Annotated in this window: 14 protein-coding genes and 1 rRNA gene; 3 read left to right on the top strand and 12 right to left on the bottom strand. The window is 38.9% G+C overall.

Annotated features, from left to right (window positions below):
• Positions 1-34: 34 nt before the first annotated feature.
• Together ACIQAA_RS30315 and ACIQAA_RS30310 are read right to left on the bottom strand one after the other, a co-directional pair.
• Positions 35-820, bottom strand: a complete 786-nt coding sequence (locus tag ACIQAA_RS30315) for a response regulator transcription factor (protein ID WP_402627173.1) — start codon at positions 818-820, stop codon at positions 35-37.
• Positions 789-2,558 (bottom strand): sensor histidine kinase, encoded by a 1,770-nt coding sequence (locus ACIQAA_RS30310; protein WP_402627053.1) that lies wholly within the window; start codon positions 2,556-2,558, stop codon positions 789-791. Before ACIQAA_RS30310 ends, ACIQAA_RS30315 begins: the two co-directional genes overlap by 32 nt.
• 173 nt (positions 2,559-2,731) lie before the next feature.
• Here ACIQAA_RS30310 and ACIQAA_RS30305 point away from each other — a divergent pair, with 173 nt between their 5' ends.
• Positions 2,732-3,349, top strand: a complete 618-nt coding sequence (locus tag ACIQAA_RS30305; protein ID WP_402627050.1) for a YesL family protein — start codon at positions 2,732-2,734, stop codon at positions 3,347-3,349.
• Between the two features lie 16 nt (positions 3,350-3,365).
• Here ACIQAA_RS30305 and ACIQAA_RS30300 read toward each other — a convergent pair whose 3' ends face one another.
• From ACIQAA_RS30300 to xylA, 6 genes are all read right to left on the bottom strand, one after another.
• The gene (locus ACIQAA_RS30300; RefSeq protein ID WP_402627047.1) at positions 3,366-3,968 is read right to left on the bottom strand and encodes a polysaccharide deacetylase family protein; all 603 of its coding nucleotides are present in this window, start codon (positions 3,966-3,968) and stop codon (positions 3,366-3,368) included.
• Between the two features lie 13 nt (positions 3,969-3,981).
• Positions 3,982-4,965, bottom strand: coding sequence for an aldo/keto reductase (locus ACIQAA_RS30295; RefSeq protein WP_402627045.1), 984 nt, complete (start codon positions 4,963-4,965; stop codon positions 3,982-3,984).
• Between the two features lie 44 nt (positions 4,966-5,009).
• Positions 5,010-5,666 carry an SGNH/GDSL hydrolase family protein gene (locus ACIQAA_RS30290; protein WP_402627042.1) on the bottom strand — a complete coding sequence of 219 codons (657 nt, stop codon included), beginning with the start codon at positions 5,664-5,666 and terminating at the stop codon, positions 5,010-5,012.
• Positions 5,667-5,732: 66 nt separating this feature from the next.
• Entirely contained in the window at positions 5,733-7,103 is a 1,371-nt protein-coding gene (locus tag ACIQAA_RS30285) for an MATE family efflux transporter (RefSeq protein ID WP_402627039.1), read from the bottom strand.
• A gap of 11 nt (positions 7,104-7,114) precedes the next feature.
• Positions 7,115-8,614 (bottom strand): xylulokinase, encoded by a 1,500-nt coding sequence (gene xylB / locus ACIQAA_RS30280; protein ID WP_402627037.1) that lies wholly within the window; start codon positions 8,612-8,614, stop codon positions 7,115-7,117.
• A 77-nt stretch (positions 8,615-8,691) separates the two neighbouring features.
• Complete coding sequence (gene xylA / locus ACIQAA_RS30275; protein WP_402627034.1) at positions 8,692-10,023, bottom strand: xylose isomerase; 1,332 nt, start codon at positions 10,021-10,023, stop codon at positions 8,692-8,694.
• A 325-nt stretch (positions 10,024-10,348) separates the two neighbouring features.
• Between xylA and ACIQAA_RS30270 the strand changes: the two genes are divergently transcribed.
• Both ACIQAA_RS30270 and ACIQAA_RS30265 read left to right on the top strand, forming a co-directional pair.
• Positions 10,349-11,500: an ROK family protein gene (locus tag ACIQAA_RS30270; protein WP_402627170.1), complete on the top strand. Its 1,152-nt coding sequence runs from the start codon at positions 10,349-10,351 to the stop codon at positions 11,498-11,500.
• 127 nt (positions 11,501-11,627) lie between these two features.
• Positions 11,628-12,614, top strand: coding sequence for a glycoside hydrolase family 43 protein (locus ACIQAA_RS30265; protein WP_402627031.1), 987 nt, complete (start codon positions 11,628-11,630; stop codon positions 12,612-12,614).
• A gap of 48 nt (positions 12,615-12,662) precedes the next feature.
• Here the strand turns inward: ACIQAA_RS30265 and tmk are convergent, their stop codons facing one another.
• From tmk to rrf, 4 genes are all read right to left on the bottom strand, one after another.
• Positions 12,663-13,286 carry a dTMP kinase gene (gene tmk, locus ACIQAA_RS30260; protein WP_402627029.1) on the bottom strand — a complete coding sequence of 208 codons (624 nt, stop codon included), beginning with the start codon at positions 13,284-13,286 and terminating at the stop codon, positions 12,663-12,665.
• Between the two features lie 30 nt (positions 13,287-13,316).
• Positions 13,317-14,756, bottom strand: a complete 1,440-nt coding sequence (locus ACIQAA_RS30255) for an aminotransferase class I/II-fold pyridoxal phosphate-dependent enzyme (protein ID WP_402627027.1) — start codon at positions 14,754-14,756, stop codon at positions 13,317-13,319.
• Between the two features lie 84 nt (positions 14,757-14,840).
• Positions 14,841-15,056 carry a sigma factor G inhibitor Gin gene (locus tag ACIQAA_RS30250; protein ID WP_402627023.1) on the bottom strand — a complete coding sequence of 72 codons (216 nt, stop codon included), beginning with the start codon at positions 15,054-15,056 and terminating at the stop codon, positions 14,841-14,843.
• Positions 15,057-15,296: 240 nt separating this feature from the next.
• Positions 15,297-15,376 (bottom strand): 5S ribosomal RNA (rrf, locus tag ACIQAA_RS32435); the annotation flags it as partial.

Below are 15,376 nucleotides of genomic sequence, written 5' to 3'. Positions count from 1 at the left end.
TAGGTCACAACGATTAGGAAAAATGCCACTATTTTTAGAAAGCCTTTTCATTATTGTTTTTTCGGTAAGCGCTTGGTGTCACACCTTCTAATTCCCTGAAGATTTTAATAAAGTATTTTGCCGTTTTATAGCCGGATTCTTCGGCAATATCATTAATTGGGAGATTCGTTGTCATCAACAATTCCTTTGCCCGCTGAATTCTACGACGGGTTACATATTCACTGAAGGTTAATTTCACATGTTCTTTAAAAAGAGAGCTTAGATAGCTAGGGTTTAAATGAACATGGTCCGCCACTTCTTTCTGAGTTAACTCATTTTTGAGATTGTTGTTGATATAGTCAATTGCTTCTCTAATCGGTTCACGATTCGATGGATTTTGAGTGTTTGCTTCCACGAGCTTGGTATCCACTACTTTTTCAATCAGACCGGCGCGTTCTTTTTTCTCAACCTCTTTAAGCGCCTCTTCCACAGCCTCAATTAATGCTTTTTTGCTGATGGGTTTTAAGAGGTAGTTTATCACCCCTAAACGCAGGGCTTCCTGGGCATACTCAAACTCAGAGTATGCCGAAATCACGATGATTACAGGAAAAATATTATGTTCTTTTGCGATTTTTAATAATTCTAATCCTGTTATTTCTGGCATCCGGATGTCGGTGATGAGGATATGAACTTTATGCTCTTTCATCAATTGGATGGCTTCTTCTCCATTTGAAGCGGTGATAATTTGATAATTCCCATTCGCCCATGTATCTAAGTATTTTTTCAGTCCTTGGCGGGTTCTTGGTTCATCATCCACGATCAAAATCGTCTTTGTATTCAACATGTTTTTCCTCCCCCTTCACAGGTATGACAAACGAAACCTTTGTCCCTCTATTTTCTTCACTTTTAATCGTAAGACCACTTTTTTGATAGTATAATTCCAGGCGTTTGTGTACATTCGAGATTGCCATCCCATTACCCCTTTTTGAGATGACCCCTCCTGACTTTATTGCTTGTTTAATAGAATCTAATTTTTGTTGATTCATCCCCGGTCCATCATCTTCAACGACTATTTCAAGGTATTCCTGATCTTCCGCAGGTTGTATCGAAACCGATATGGTACATGGCTGTAATGTATTCCCAGCCCCATGCAGAACGGCATTTTCGACTAACGGCTGAATCAACAGTTTAGGGATTCTGACGTGCCCTAGTTCACATGGCATGTCTAGATTCCACGTTAAGTGATCACCGAAGCGCATTTTCATAATTTCCATATAGTCTTCGATGTGTTTGATTTCAGCCTTGATTGGAACCCAATCCCCATCACTTTGCTTCGTGATCGTATAACGGAATAAGTTGGACATTGCCACCACAAGCTCCGCTAGTTCATCCTCATCTTTATCTTCCAGCGACCATTTAAGCGCATCCAATGTATTAAAAAGAAAGTGCGGATTAATTTGTGCTTGTAAGGCTTTTAATTCACTCCGGCTGCGGGTAATTTCCTTTTGATAGACCATCTTAATCAGATGATTTGTTTCTTTTACCAGTTGGTTATAGGTACTATTTAACTCATTAATTTCATTAACTGCGGTAACACTGGGGTTCAAGGTTAAGGAACCTGCACTTGCCTGCTGCATGGTTTCTGTTAACTTGATAATCGGTCTTGTAATAAAGGTCGATAGACCCAGCGTACTAATTAAAAAGATAATAAACCCGATTATCCCAGCGATAATAATCCCCGATCGTAATACATTAATCCCTTCTGTAAGCGCTTTAATCGGAGTTAAGATGATCAGTGTCCAACCGGTTTCATTCGACGTTTGTCTTGTCATCATATACTCCTGGCTGCCCAATGTTAACGTAGGATCATCATTTAAAATTATGGGTTCAAGGGGTTTATGATAGTTTGATTGAATAGGCTCCGAATATTGGTCTAGTAAAATGGAATATTGATTTTTAATTTTTGTTTTATCTTGATCCATAAACTCAAGATAATTTCGATAAATACTAATGAGCAGGTAACCGCCATTCTCAAAACCCCGGTTTAATATATTGACGCGCCTGAGCGCGAGAATATTATCTGAGTTACGCGGGTCGTCCCCAATCCATACCAGGCTGCCATTTGCATAATCTGCCTGTTGAATCCACTTCCCGTCAATTCTCGTGAGTAAATTCGTATCATCTAGGGGGATTAAACGATCCATCGTACCTGTATAGAGTTCAAACGAAAAAATGCCATCTGTATTTGCTTGTATCGTGGTCACAATGCCGTCTAATTGCTGCCGCTCAGCAAAACTAATGGTTTGTCCTTGATATGCTTTTGTTAAGGTTCTTTGAATCGCATCATTTGTCATTACCAGTTTAGATGAGGTGCTAATTTGTTTATATAAAGATTCTAATCTTCCATTTGCCTCTACCGCCGTCTGGTGAATTTGTTTTTCGGCATTATTTTTTAATAAGGTTGACACTCTATTAAAAGTGATTAAGCTGACAATTGATAAAACAATCAGCATGACTACTAAAAATACAACAAGGATTTGATTTCGTAATGTGTTCCATTTGTGTAATCTCGAGAACATAAGATCGCCCTTCTACGATAGTTTTTTTCTACTATAACGCATTTTGTCGAATTAGGTAATATTATTTTAAAATATCAAAAAACTGTCAATTTTAAAAATTAACCATGTTCAATATGTACACAGTGGTCTATAATGTGTATAAAAAAGAAAGTACCATAATAAGGGGAATGATTATGAATAAGCTATCAATGAATGGCCTGTATGCGCTTACCGAGTGGATTACTAGATTTGCCTATGTAAATATCTTATGGATTGGCTTCTCGCTCCTTGGTCTCGTGGTCTTTGGAATTAGCCCTGCAACTGTGGCGATGTTTACGATTATACGTAAATGGATCATGGGTGAAAATGATATTCCCGTATTTCAAACCTTTTGGAATTCCTATAAAGCAGAGTTTCTTAGAAGTAATGGAGTAGGAATCGTTATAGCCTTATCAGCTTATATAATTTATATTGATTTGAACTATATACAACTCGATTCGATCATTCAAATCCCTTTATACCTCATTATTTTTGCGATTATCATGACGCTTTTGTATATCTTTCCGGTATACGTTCACTATAACGTTACATTCTTTCAGCTGTTTAAAAACGCATTCTTCATTATGATGGTCAATCCACTTTCAAGTGTCATGATGCTGATAGGGTTTGTGGCTTTATTCTTTGTTATGAAGTTTTTACCCGCACTATCAGTCTTCTTCGGCGGAAGCCTCTCGGCAGGAATTATCATGTCATCCTGTTACCTAGCCTTTCAAAAAATTGAGAAAAAACAAAAGGAAGCACAAACACTATAGTTGTGCTTCCTCTTTTTTATGCTAAAGCTAATAGTTCGCTGACCGTTACGAGTTGATAACCTTGTGATGTTAATTCGGAAACCAGCATTCGCACAGCTTCTATGGTTTGCGAGCGGTCGCCATAGCCATCATGGAAAATGAGAATACTGCCATTCTTTACAGCCTCTCTTGATTTTTCCAGGATATGCTCAACTCCGGGCTGCTCCCAATCCTGAGCGTCTAAATTTACCGCACCAATCATGGGGTATATCTTCTTTTGGAGCAAAGATACCGTGTCCTGATTATAATCAAGGTAGGGAGGACGAAAGACAACAGGTTTTCGTCCCGCCATTTTCTCTATTAATTTTTCCGTTTCTTCAATTTCCTTCAAACAATCTTGTATGCTTAACTGAGATAGTTTTGGGTGGGTGAAAGTATGATTGCCAATTTCATGTCCCTGGTCAAAAACCTGCTTTACAATTTCAGGATGATTTCTCATTTGTTCACCGATCATAAAGAAAGTTGCTTTTCCTTTTGCTTCCGAGAAAATCTTTAAAACTTGTGGGGTGTAAACTGGATTTGGCCCATCATCAAATGTAATGGCAACAGCCCTCTGCGATGTAGGAATTTCATTAATCATCATGCACACTCCCTTAATAAGGACCTCTTATAAAATCCCTTACTTTTTCCTGATAGAAACATTGAATCTCTTTCTGTTCTTCTGCAGAGAATGGCTTCGTATCAAGAGCAGAGAGATTGTCCTCTACCTGTTTAACATTTTTAAATCCAGGAATAATACACGTAATTTCCTTTTGATCTAGAATCCAGCGTAATGCTGCACTAGCCATTGATTTACGGCCTTCTTCAATCCACTTTAATTCGTCAGCTAATTCGACACCCTTACGGAATCCAAGACCTGCGAACGTTTCTCCTACATTAAAAGCCTCCCCATTTTCATTAAAGCGGCGATGGTCATCAGCTTCAAATTCATGATCAGTGGTGAATTTACCAGTCAGCAGCCCGCTCGCCAGCGGTAACCGAACAAGTAAACCGACGCCTTTTTGATAAGCCTCCGGTATTAGGTTTTCTAATGGCTTCTGACGGAACATGTTAAATATGATTTGCAGGCTTTTTACATTAGGATGTTCCAAACAAAACAGTCCCTCTTCGACGGTTTCCACACTGACACCATAGTGACGGATTTTCCCTTCTTTCTTCAGACGGTCTAGTACGTCAAAAACACTGCCATCTCTTAAAATCTCTGTTGCCGGGCAATGGATTTGATACAAATCTATCGCTTCCCTGTTTAAACGGCGCAGACTGTCTTCACAATAAGCGCTTACTTTTTCATAGCTATAATTTTTCGGATCAAAAATATCGCCCTGACGACAGAATTTGGTTGCTATATGTATCTGGTCTTCCTTGCCTTTCGCAGCTTTGGCCAATAACTCCTCACTATGACCATCACCATATACATCGGCAGTATCAAAAAAGTTAACACCTTGGTCAATCGCATATTCTAAAGATTTCAGTGCCTCTGTATCACTCGTCCTGCCCCATGAACCGCCTATTGCCCACGTTCCAAAGCTAACCTCACTAATCATGATTCCTGTATTACCTAGTTCACGATAATTCATAACAATCACTCCTTTACCTACTCTTTTTTCAATTTAGACACTGCTTAAGAACGGTTCCAATCAAAGTCAATTGTTTTCAGAAAGGCACGAGCCAGCACCAAATGTCCCGCAGTAGAAGGGTGAACACGATCCCAAGCAATAGTTGCTGGGTACAAATCTTTTAATAAATTATTAAATGCAGCCTGTGTATCCACAAATAAACAATTCGTTTCTTCCGCTATTTTTTTGACAACCTGCCCGTACTGGTCCATTGACCTGCGCATATGATCCTGTTCATTGCTCTCCAAATAAAATGGAGTCATTAGAACCATTTCCTTCACATATGGCTTTGCTTCCAACACGAGCGCCCTAAGCGTTTGTTCGTATTCATCAATGTACACATGCCAATCCTTAATAAAAGGAGTATCATATTGACGCCATACATCATTAATTCCAATCATAATGGATAACCAATCTGGCTTTTGATCGTTGACATCTTCCTGCCACCTATTTTTCAAATCACGGACGGTGTTGCCGCTAATGCCCTTATTTACTACCCGAATTCCTAATTCCGGATAAACAGCTTGAAGCAGCCCATCAACATAAGATACATACCCTTTACCCAGGGCAGCAAATAAACCTTCACCCTCTGGTTTTGCTCGTTCACAATCTGTTACAGAGTCACCGATAAATAAGAGTTTCTGACCTTGGTCCAGCTTCATTTCTCTTTCCTCCCTGGCTTAAGAGAACTGGCTAAGGCCAGTCCTCTAGAAGTATTCCAAAATTGATTAGACAGTGGTTGTAACTTGATTTTGAACCAAAACTTTTTTCTCCCAAACCCGGCTTCTCCATCTAAAGTACATGGTAATTCCTCTAAACCATTCGTCAACAATAAATGCTATCCAGATCCCCGGTAAGCCAAATCCAAGGTGAATCCCTAAAAAGTAGGCTAATGGTACACTAATTCCCCACATTGATATAAAGCCCATAATGAGAGAAATGTTTGCATCCCCTGTTGCACGCAAGGAATTGATAACCACTAAGTTAAAGGTTCTCCCTGGCTCGAGGATAAGACAAAGCAATAACAATGTACTGCCCATAGAAATAATCTCATGATCACTGGTAAAAAAACTGAGCAGTGGTTCTCTAAAGATCGCTACTACGATTGCAATTGCCACCGTCATCATTAAACTATACCGCAGGCTTTTCAGTAATTGATGATAGGCTCCTTCAAAATCTCTGGCTCCTGCCTTGTAGCCAATTAGAATTTGCGTTCCCTGTCCCATCGCGAGGCCAAACACAAGAATAAAAGACACTATATTCTGTGTATACACACGGGTGGTTAACGAAGCCGCACCCAGCATCGCAATGATGGCCGTAATAGCTAACTGGCTGAGGTTGAAACAAATTTGTTCCCCGGCTGCAGGAACCCCAATTTTCAGAATCCTTTTAATTTGAATACCATCAATCGTTATATAATCCCTTAATTTAAGGTTAATCGGAATTCGATCATACAGTAACTTTAAAATAAGAGCCAAGGCTATGGCCCTGCTAATTGCAGTTGAAATGGATACGCCGATTACACCCATTTCCGGAAATCCCAGCAATCCATAGATTAAGATGGCATTTCCGATTAAGTGAATAACGTTCATTGTGATGGAAATCATCATGGCATCCCTGGTATAGCCATTTGCTCTTAAAATGGAAGAAACAGTAATTAGAACTGCTTGGAGAAATACTGTTCCTCCTACAATCATCAGGTATTGTTCCCCTAGTTCAGCAATATGCTCCGGCAGGTGAAAGAAGCTTAATAGTTCTGTTCTAAAAATAACCATTAATAAGCTAATGACTAAGCCAATGACAAGGTTGAGGGTTATTGAGATCGCTGTTACCTTTTTCGTTTCATCTTTTAAACCTGCACCTAAGTATTGAGAGAGAACAACAGCAGTACCACTTGAAATGAAACTAAAGATGAGAATACATAAAAATATAAGCTGGTTTGCCACACCCACAGCTGCGACAGCATCATCCGAAATATGCGACAGCATAATAGTATCCGTGCTGCCCATTATTACTTGTAGAAATAGTTCTACAAAAATTGGCCAAGTAATGGTTAGCAGACTTATCTGCGGGGTGGTTTTATTTGCGGATTTTTCCATTAGAAATCCTCTTATTTTCTAAACTCTCTTAATTGTTCATTTAATTCCTTAGTTTGTAAATAAACTTGTTTGTAGATTGTAAATAGTTTCTGATAGGCTTCAACGTTTTCTTGGATAGGGTAATAGGTCTTTGCCGTTTGGATAAATACCTCTGCACATTCTTTAAGTGATGGGTACCAGCCACAGCCATATGCCGCTAACATTGCAGCACCCATTCCAGGGCCTTGTTCGCTCGTAAGCTTTTCAATTTTTGTATTGAAGATGTCCGCCTGCATTTGCAGCCATGTGTCATTCTTAGCGCCTCCGCCAATTGAGACAATTGAATCGATGGTCTTCCCGCTGCTTCTAAAAATCTCAATGGATTCATTTAATGAAAAAGTAATTCCCTCCAGCACGGCACGAGCAAAGTGCCTACGTTCATGCGCAGCATCGATACCAATAAAGCTGCCGCGAATATTTGAGTCCGCATGTGGAGTTCTTTCGCCAACGATATACGGCGTAAATAACAATCCGTTGCTTCCTGCCGGAACTTCATCCACACCTGCTAAAAATTGGTGAAATGCTTCTTCCTTCGCAAATGTATCTTTAAACCAGCTTAAGCTATAGCCAGCAGCTAGGGTTACACCCATTGTATAGTAAGTATTTTCTTCACCGTGGTTAAAGTAGTGAACTTTGCCTTCAAAGTCGAGGTCATTTCTTTCTTCATAAGAAAGAACAACACCAGAGGTACCGATACTTGCTAACGTTTTTCCTTCCGATAAAATCCCTGATCCGATTGCGCCGCAAGCATTGTCGGCTCCGCCGGCAAATACCTTAGCAGCTTCTGATAATCCTGTTGCTTGCGCAAATTCAGCCGTAATCGTACCAACGAACGCATGGGATTCTACTAAAGCTGGACACAAATCAGCTGAAAGACCAAAGGCATCTAACACTTCACCGCTCCACTCCCGCTCGGCAACGTTTAGTAATAACGTTCCCGCTGCATCAGAATATTCCATGTGGATATTTCCTGTAAGCCGGTAACGAAGGTAGTCCTTTGGAAGTACAAATACACTTGCGCGTTGAAAAATTTCTGGTTCGTTTTCTTTTACCCAAAGGATTTTTGGCAAAGTAAAGCCTTCTAACGCTGGATTTTTCGTTACTTCTAATAAACGCTCTCTGCCCACAACGTCATAAATTTCCTGACATTGTTTTGTGGTTCTTGTGTCATTCCACAAGATCGCGTTTCTTAATACTTGATTGCTTTCATCTAATAAAACTAAGCCGTGCATTTGGCCGGAGAAGCTGATTCCTTCAATATCGTTTACGTCTCCATCGAATTGACCGATTAGTTCAGCCAATCCAGCCGTTGTCTTTTCTACCCATTCTTCTGGGTTTTGTTCACTATAACCGGATTTTTCAATTATCAAAGGATATGATTTAGAAACTTCCTTACACACTTCCCCTTTTTGATTCACAAGTAAGATTTTTACGGCACTCGTTCCAAGGTCAACTCCGATTACATACTTCATCCCTATCATCCTTTTCTAAAAAAAGTGCTGGAGTAATAGGCTGCCAGCACTTTTTTCATGTTTATATTGAGTATAGATTAAACTGTTACACTTGAAAGTGTTTCTAATAAATATTGATTGATTAAAGCCTTTAGACGCTCTGTTCTGCCTGATGTATTCTTGATTTCTGATAATCCAAAGGCATAAGCTTCAAGCTCACGGAAATTTGTTTTTCCTTCGACGATCTCTAAGCCAATTCCTTTTGTATAACTGCTGTAGCGTTCTTCAACAAAGCTATCAAGTACTTTATCTTCGATTAGTTTGTTAGCAACTTTAAGGCCGATTGCAAATGCATCCATACCAGCGATGTGTGCGTGGAATAGATCTTCTGCTTCGAATGAACCTCTTCTTACTTTCGCGTCAAAGTTCAATCCGCCTTTTCCTAAACCGCCGTTTTTGAGAATTTCATACATAGCCAATGTGTTCGTGTAAAGATCAGTTGGGAACTCATCAGTATCCCAGCCAAGTAGTGTATCACCTTGGTTAGCGTCAACAGATCCTAACATTCCGTTAATACGAGCTGTTCTTAACTCATGCTCAAATGTGTGACCAGCCAAAGTAGCGTGGTTTGCTTCAATATTAAACTTAAAGTAATCTGTTAGGTCATATTTTTGTAAGAATGCTAGACCAGTAGCCACATCAAAATCGTATTGGTGTTTTGTAGGCTCTTTTGGTTTTGGCTCGATTAAGAATGGAACGTTTAAGCCGATTTCTTTTGCATAATCAACCGCCATATGGAAGAAGCGTGCCAAGTTATCCTGTTCAAGCTTCATGTTTGTATTTAGAAGTGTTTCGTAACCTTCACGGCCGCCCCAGAAAACATAGTTTTCAGCACCAAGTTCTTTAGCTACTTCTAATGCCTTTTTCACCTTCGCTGCAGAGTATGCAAATACATCTGCATTTGGAGAGGTTGCAGCACCATGAACATAACGTGGGTTAGAGAACATGTTCGCTGTATTCCAAAGCAATTTCGTTTTGCTCGTTTTCATATATTCTTTAATCATACCTACAATAACATCTTGATTTTCATTTGTTTCTTTTAAAGTGCTTCCTTCTGGTGCAATATCAACATCATGGAAAGCAAAGAAAGGAACATTTAATTTTTCAAAAAGTTCAAATGCTGCTTCCACACGTGCTTTTGCTAAATCTAAACCTTTTAAATGATCCCAAGGACGGATAGCTGTACCTACACCAAATGGATCTGTACCATCAGCAGTAAATGTGTGCCAGTAAGCAACAGAGAAGCGTAGAATTTCCTCCATTGTTTGACCATTTATTTTTTCTTCTGGATTATAATACTTAAATGCTAAAGGATTTTTAGATGCTGCGCCTTCAAATTTGATTTTGTTAACTGTTTCGAAATAAGCCATTTGGTTATTCCTCCTAGTAGTTGGTTGGTTTTATGGCAACAGATTAGTATGTAAATGCTTACAAGAATTTTTTTACTCTTAATCTGTAACCTTTGTTTAATCAGATTATAGCAGGGTAATCTTAGTTTGTCTATTGAATAAACAAAGATTTTATAAAAATTTTCATATCCTTCCAATCATCTTTCGTAAAAAGTGATTGTCTTTCCTTATAAAAGGCAATAATGAGCCCATAATAACACCAGTCCGTACGATTGTATATTCAATAAACAAAGTTTGTGTTAGTATAAAGATACTACCAAATAAGGAGTTTTTAAAAGTGGTAACCATGACATGGAATCAGCAAACAGTTAAAAAAAATAATAAAGCACTTGTATTACAGTTAATTATGGAAAAGGAGCCGATTTCAAGGGCGGACATTGCTCAGGTATCTGGTTTACATAAGGCAACTGTTTCTTCTCTCGTAAATGAGTTATTAGATGAAGAACTTATTTTTGAATCAGGACCAGGAGAATCAAGCGGCGGACGACGTCCCGTGATCCTTCACTTTAATAAAGTGGCAGGATATGCAATTGGAATTGACCTCGGGGTAAACTATGTATTATGTGTACTAACCGATTTAAAAGGAAATATTTTAATAGAAAAAAATCAGCTGGTTAACCGAACTCCCTATCCAACGATTTTTAGCACTGTTCAGAACATGGTTCAGTCACTTATCGATGAAATGCCTGCCAGCAGGTATGGAGTTATAGGTATAGGAGTCGGTGTACCTGGAATTGTGAACAAAGAGGGTTCTGTTCTTCTTGCTCCAAACTTAGGCTGGACAAATATACAGTTAAAAATGGATCTTGAAAAAATATTCCAAGTTCCTGTCATTATTGAGAACGAAGCAAATGCCGGGGTCTTTGGTGAACAACAGTTTGGTGCTGGCCAAGACTATCAAAACATTATTTATATTAGTGCTGGGATTGGTATCGGTGTAGGAATTATTTTAAACAAAGAATTATATCAGGGCAAAAATGGATTCTCAGGCGAGATGGGACACATGATTATCGATATTGACGGAAAACCATGCAGCTGTGGCAGCCGAGGCTGTTGGGAAGCTTACGCTTCTGAAAATGCCCTGCTGGAGATGGCTGGTGAAAACACAGATACACTTGAGTCTTTAATAAGCCATGCAGAAAACGGTGATGAGGCCGTCAAGAATCTATTCCAAAAAATTGGCGCTTACCTAGGATATGGTATCAATAACATTATCAATACCTTTAACCCTGATCAGGTAATCGTCGGTAATCGATTAGCTTTAACAAAAGAATGGATTGAGGAACCAATTCGAAATACCATTAAAAATCACACACTCACCCATCATCAACATGAAATGAAGCTGGGTTTTTCGGGACTTGGAAAGTATTCAACCGTATTAGGTGTTTCTGCTTTTGTGGTTGAGAATTTCATAAAAGAAGAATCCAGAGTTTTATAATCTTTTCTAATCGAGTTTCCCCTCTTTTTTAAGAGGAGAAAAAAGTTAGTTGTTTGGATATACAAAGTTCATTAACATCAGTTATAATAAATTTGTAAATCACTATACTATTCGATGGGGAGATATTATGGAGAAAAACTCAAAACCAAATGAGCCTTTAGTTACACACATTTATACTGCAGATCCTTCCGCACATGTCTTTGAAGGCAAGCTTTATATTTATCCATCTCATGACCTTGATCACGATGAACCTTCTAATGATAATGGCGACCAATATAAGATGGAAGATTACCATGTCCTATCTATGGATGATGTAAGCTCACCTGTTATCGACCACGGGGAAGCGCTTCACGTAAAAGATGTTCCATGGGCATCTAAACAAATGTGGGCACCTGATGCAGCTTACAAAAACAACACGTATTATTTATTTTTCCCGGCAAGAGATAAAGACGGCATTTTCAGAATTGGCGTCGCAACAAGCCCTAATCCTGCAGGCCCTTTTACACCAGAGGAAAATTACATACCCGGCAGCTTCAGCATCGACCCAGCGGTATTAGTGGATGAAGATTCAAAAGCGTATGTTTATTTTGGCGGCCTTTGGGGAGGACAGTTAGAAAAGTGGCAGACTGGTACATTTGTTCCAGATGCGGAAGGTCCAGCACCAGATGCTCCTGCATTAGGACCTAGAGTAGCTGAATTAAGCGATGACATGCTTACGTTCAAAAGTGAACCAAAAGAAATTTCCATTGTTGACGAAGATGGCAGCCCGATTCTTGCAAGTGACGAAGACAGAAGATATTTTGAAGGACCATGGGTTCATAAATACAATGGTCTTTACTATCTATCCTATTCAACCGGCACAACTCATAAAATAGTTTATGCGGTAAGTGAGAATCCTCAAGGCCCATTTGTGTTTAAAGGTACGATTCTAACCCCTGTAATTGGCTGGACCACACATCATTCAATTGTTGAGTTTAACGATAAATGGTACCTGTTCTATCACGATTGCGAGTTATCAAATGGCGTGAATCATAAGCGTTCTGTGAAATACACCGAACTAAAATATGACAGTGACGGAACCATTCAAACGATTGAGCCTTACGGAGATAAATAGGCAGATTAAAAGCTGGCTTCATAGTTGAAGCCAGCTTTTTTTTATGTACTATTTCAGCCTCGCTGCCAATACTTCATTGATATCAGCCATAACTTCTTCAACTTCTTGATTGGCGTCGATTCTAACCATTCTTTCTGGAAATATTTTCATTACTTCTTCATAGCCTTCCCGAACGTTAACATGGAAATTTATTTCTTCTAAATCTAATCTATTTATTTCTCTTTCTTTATTTTTGGCAATTCGACTTAACCCTATCTGAGGGTCCAAATCCAAGTACAAAGTTAAATCCGGCATTAGGTCTCCAATTGCGAATTTATTAATGGAAAAGACCTCACTAATACCTAATCCTCTAGCATATCCCTGATATGCTAAGCTGCTGTCTACAAACCGATCACATAATACAATACTGCCTTCATTAAGAGACGGTATTACCTTTTCCACTAAATGCTGCCTTCTTGCTGCTGCATAAAGCAGGGCTTCTGTTCTACCCTCCATTTTAGTGTTTTTCGGGTCTAGAATAACGGAACGAATTTGCTCTGCTATATCGATTCCTCCTGGCTCTCTTGTAACCACTACCTTTTTTCCACTGGTCTCAAGTGAATCTTTAATGAAATTAATTATTGTCGATTTGCCAGATCCCTCGACACCTTCAAGGGTAATGAAGTAACTCATATAAATTTCTCCAATCATTTTTTCAATTTACTAACTTGTTTTTACTATATTAATTTGATTACTGTCTAGGCAGGAGCCTCCTTGAAATCTCGCTCCCGTATTGATTAGCTGGGTAAGTTGCTTTACCTTTTCCTCCGAAATTAACTCCCCCATTAACAGAAGGGGAATTCCCGGCGGATATGGAATAATCGTCTCTGCACACACCTGCCCCGCAGCTTCTGAAATGTGTATTATTTCACTCTCAATATTCGACAGCTTCTCATAGGGAATCGCTAGCTCCGATATCTTTTCGGTACTAATTATAAATCCTTCCTCAATTGGACAATATGGTATCTCCGCAAGCAGTTCTTTTATCTTCCTGCTTGCTTCTAGTAATGGATAGTCTTGGTTTTCTTTTAATAAGGGAAGGATCAATAGCACATTATAAGGATCTGCTAACTCAGTATAAATACTTTTCTCTTCGAATCTTTTCTGGAGTTCAAATCCACTTAACTTAGACCTTGACTGTATGGTTACTTTTAATGTGTCCCCATATAGGCTGGGATACTCTAGTACCTTAATGCTTTGGACAGTTGAGAGCTCCTTTTTAAAATTTGAAATTTCCTTTTGTAAAAATTCTATATCGTTTCGTTGATACGCTGCTAAATAGTTTCTCGCTAAATCCAGTGAAGCCATAATCACGTATGATGGACTGCTGGATTGAAGCATTTGCAGGTAATCCTTCACCTTATCGCGTTTGACTCGATCACTATTTATATGTAAAAAAGAACCCATTGTCATGGCGGGCAGTGTTTTATGTGCGGAGTGAACAACCATATCTGCTCCTAATTGGATAGCCGACGCCGGAAATGGCTCACCAATAATAAAATGAGGCCCATGTGCCTCATCTACTAATACAGGAATGTTATGATAATGCGCAAGGTCAATAACACTTTTTAAATCATACACCATACCATAGTAGTTCGGATAGGTTAAAACAACCGCTTTGGCGTCTGGATAGAGGGAAATGGCTCTTTCCACTATTTCTTTCGAAACACCTGTTGCCGTTTTCCACTCCAGGTTATAATCCGGTTCTAAAAAAACGGGTCTGACTTTCGCTAGTTTTAGAGCATTTAAGACTGACTTATGGCAATTTCTTTGAACAAGGATAATGTCGTCCTTCTCACAAACTGACAAGACCATTGCTAAATTGCCTACAGTAGATCCATTTACCAAGAAAAAGCTTTCTTGGACCTGATAAAGTGCTGCTAAGAGCTCCTCAGCCTCTTTAATTACACCTTCAGGGGAGTGTAAATCATCCAAACCGGATATTTCTGTGGCATCAATTTTTAGAAGCTCCTGAAACAGATTTTTAGATTGTGGGTTCAGAACAACTCCAGACTTATGGCCGGGAACGTGAAATGAAATTGGATTTGTATTTTTATAATGGATTAATGCTTCATATAATGGAATTCGTGTTTGTTTATTCATATAGTTATACTCCTTTAAAGAGTCTCATTTATTTTACCTGACCTGCCCCATTTTAAGCAAAAAAATAAAGCCCAAATGGACTTTTTATGAAAAAATTTCAGGTGTTGTTATTTTTTTTAACTGTTTGAGATAATATTTATATTTTGGATCATGTGTCTCGGTTTGAATTAAGTCTTTTTCACAATCAGTACAGATAAACGAAGTATATAGATGTATCCCTTTTGGTTTTAGATCCTCACATATAACGCATGTTTCATGATAATGACTATGTGCTAATGAACTCAACCACACCACCTCCATACACCTATTCTTCCCGGTATTTATCAATTGTATACAATATTTAGAATTATCATCTTCAGGGCATCCCTCGATATATCTTATGTAGGCAAATGCTTTTGGGTGTATGTCTAGTAACGATTTATTCAAAAACACTTCGTACTTTTTTTGGGGGTTTGTGATATTAAAGGAGGGCAGGATTCAACAACTTCTTCTTTTAGAATATACAAAAAAACACAACCCTTATCGGGTTGTGCTTCGTTTGCCTGGCAACGTCCTACTCTCACAGGGACAAAGTCCCAACTACCATCGGCGCTGAGAAGCTTAACTTCCGTGTTCGGTAT

Source organism: Neobacillus sp. NPDC093182 (assembly GCF_044754045.1).
The sequence above is the reverse complement of the archived record's forward strand: the minus strand, read 5'-3'. Positions and strand labels throughout refer to the sequence as shown.

Coding starts and splice junctions, on each gene's coding strand:
- ACIQAA_RS30310 (WP_402627053.1), bottom strand. CDS start 2,558: ATGTTCTCGAGATTACACAAATGGAACACATTACGAAATCAAATCCTT.
- ACIQAA_RS30305 (WP_402627050.1), top strand. CDS start 2,732: ATGAATAAGCTATCAATGAATGGCCTGTATGCGCTTACCGAGTGGATT.
- ACIQAA_RS30300 (WP_402627047.1), bottom strand. CDS start 3,968: ATGATTAATGAAATTCCTACATCGCAGAGGGCTGTTGCCATTACATTT.
- ACIQAA_RS30295 (WP_402627045.1), bottom strand. CDS start 4,965: ATGAATTATCGTGAACTAGGTAATACAGGAATCATGATTAGTGAGGTT.
- ACIQAA_RS30290 (WP_402627042.1), bottom strand. CDS start 5,666: ATGAAGCTGGACCAAGGTCAGAAACTCTTATTTATCGGTGACTCTGTA.
- ACIQAA_RS30285 (WP_402627039.1), bottom strand. CDS start 7,103: ATGGAAAAATCCGCAAATAAAACCACCCCGCAGATAAGTCTGCTAACC.
- xylB (WP_402627037.1), bottom strand. CDS start 8,614: ATGAAGTATGTAATCGGAGTTGACCTTGGAACGAGTGCCGTAAAAATC.
- xylA (WP_402627034.1), bottom strand. CDS start 10,023: ATGGCTTATTTCGAAACAGTTAACAAAATCAAATTTGAAGGCGCAGCA.
- ACIQAA_RS30270 (WP_402627170.1), top strand. CDS start 10,349: ATGACATGGAATCAGCAAACAGTTAAAAAAAATAATAAAGCACTTGTA.
- ACIQAA_RS30265 (WP_402627031.1), top strand. CDS start 11,628: ATGGAGAAAAACTCAAAACCAAATGAGCCTTTAGTTACACACATTTAT.
- tmk (WP_402627029.1), bottom strand. CDS start 13,286: ATGAGTTACTTCATTACCCTTGAAGGTGTCGAGGGATCTGGCAAATCG.
- ACIQAA_RS30255 (WP_402627027.1), bottom strand. CDS start 14,756: ATGAATAAACAAACACGAATTCCATTATATGAAGCATTAATCCATTAT.
- ACIQAA_RS30250 (WP_402627023.1), bottom strand. CDS start 15,056: ATGGAGGTGGTGTGGTTGAGTTCATTAGCACATAGTCATTATCATGAA.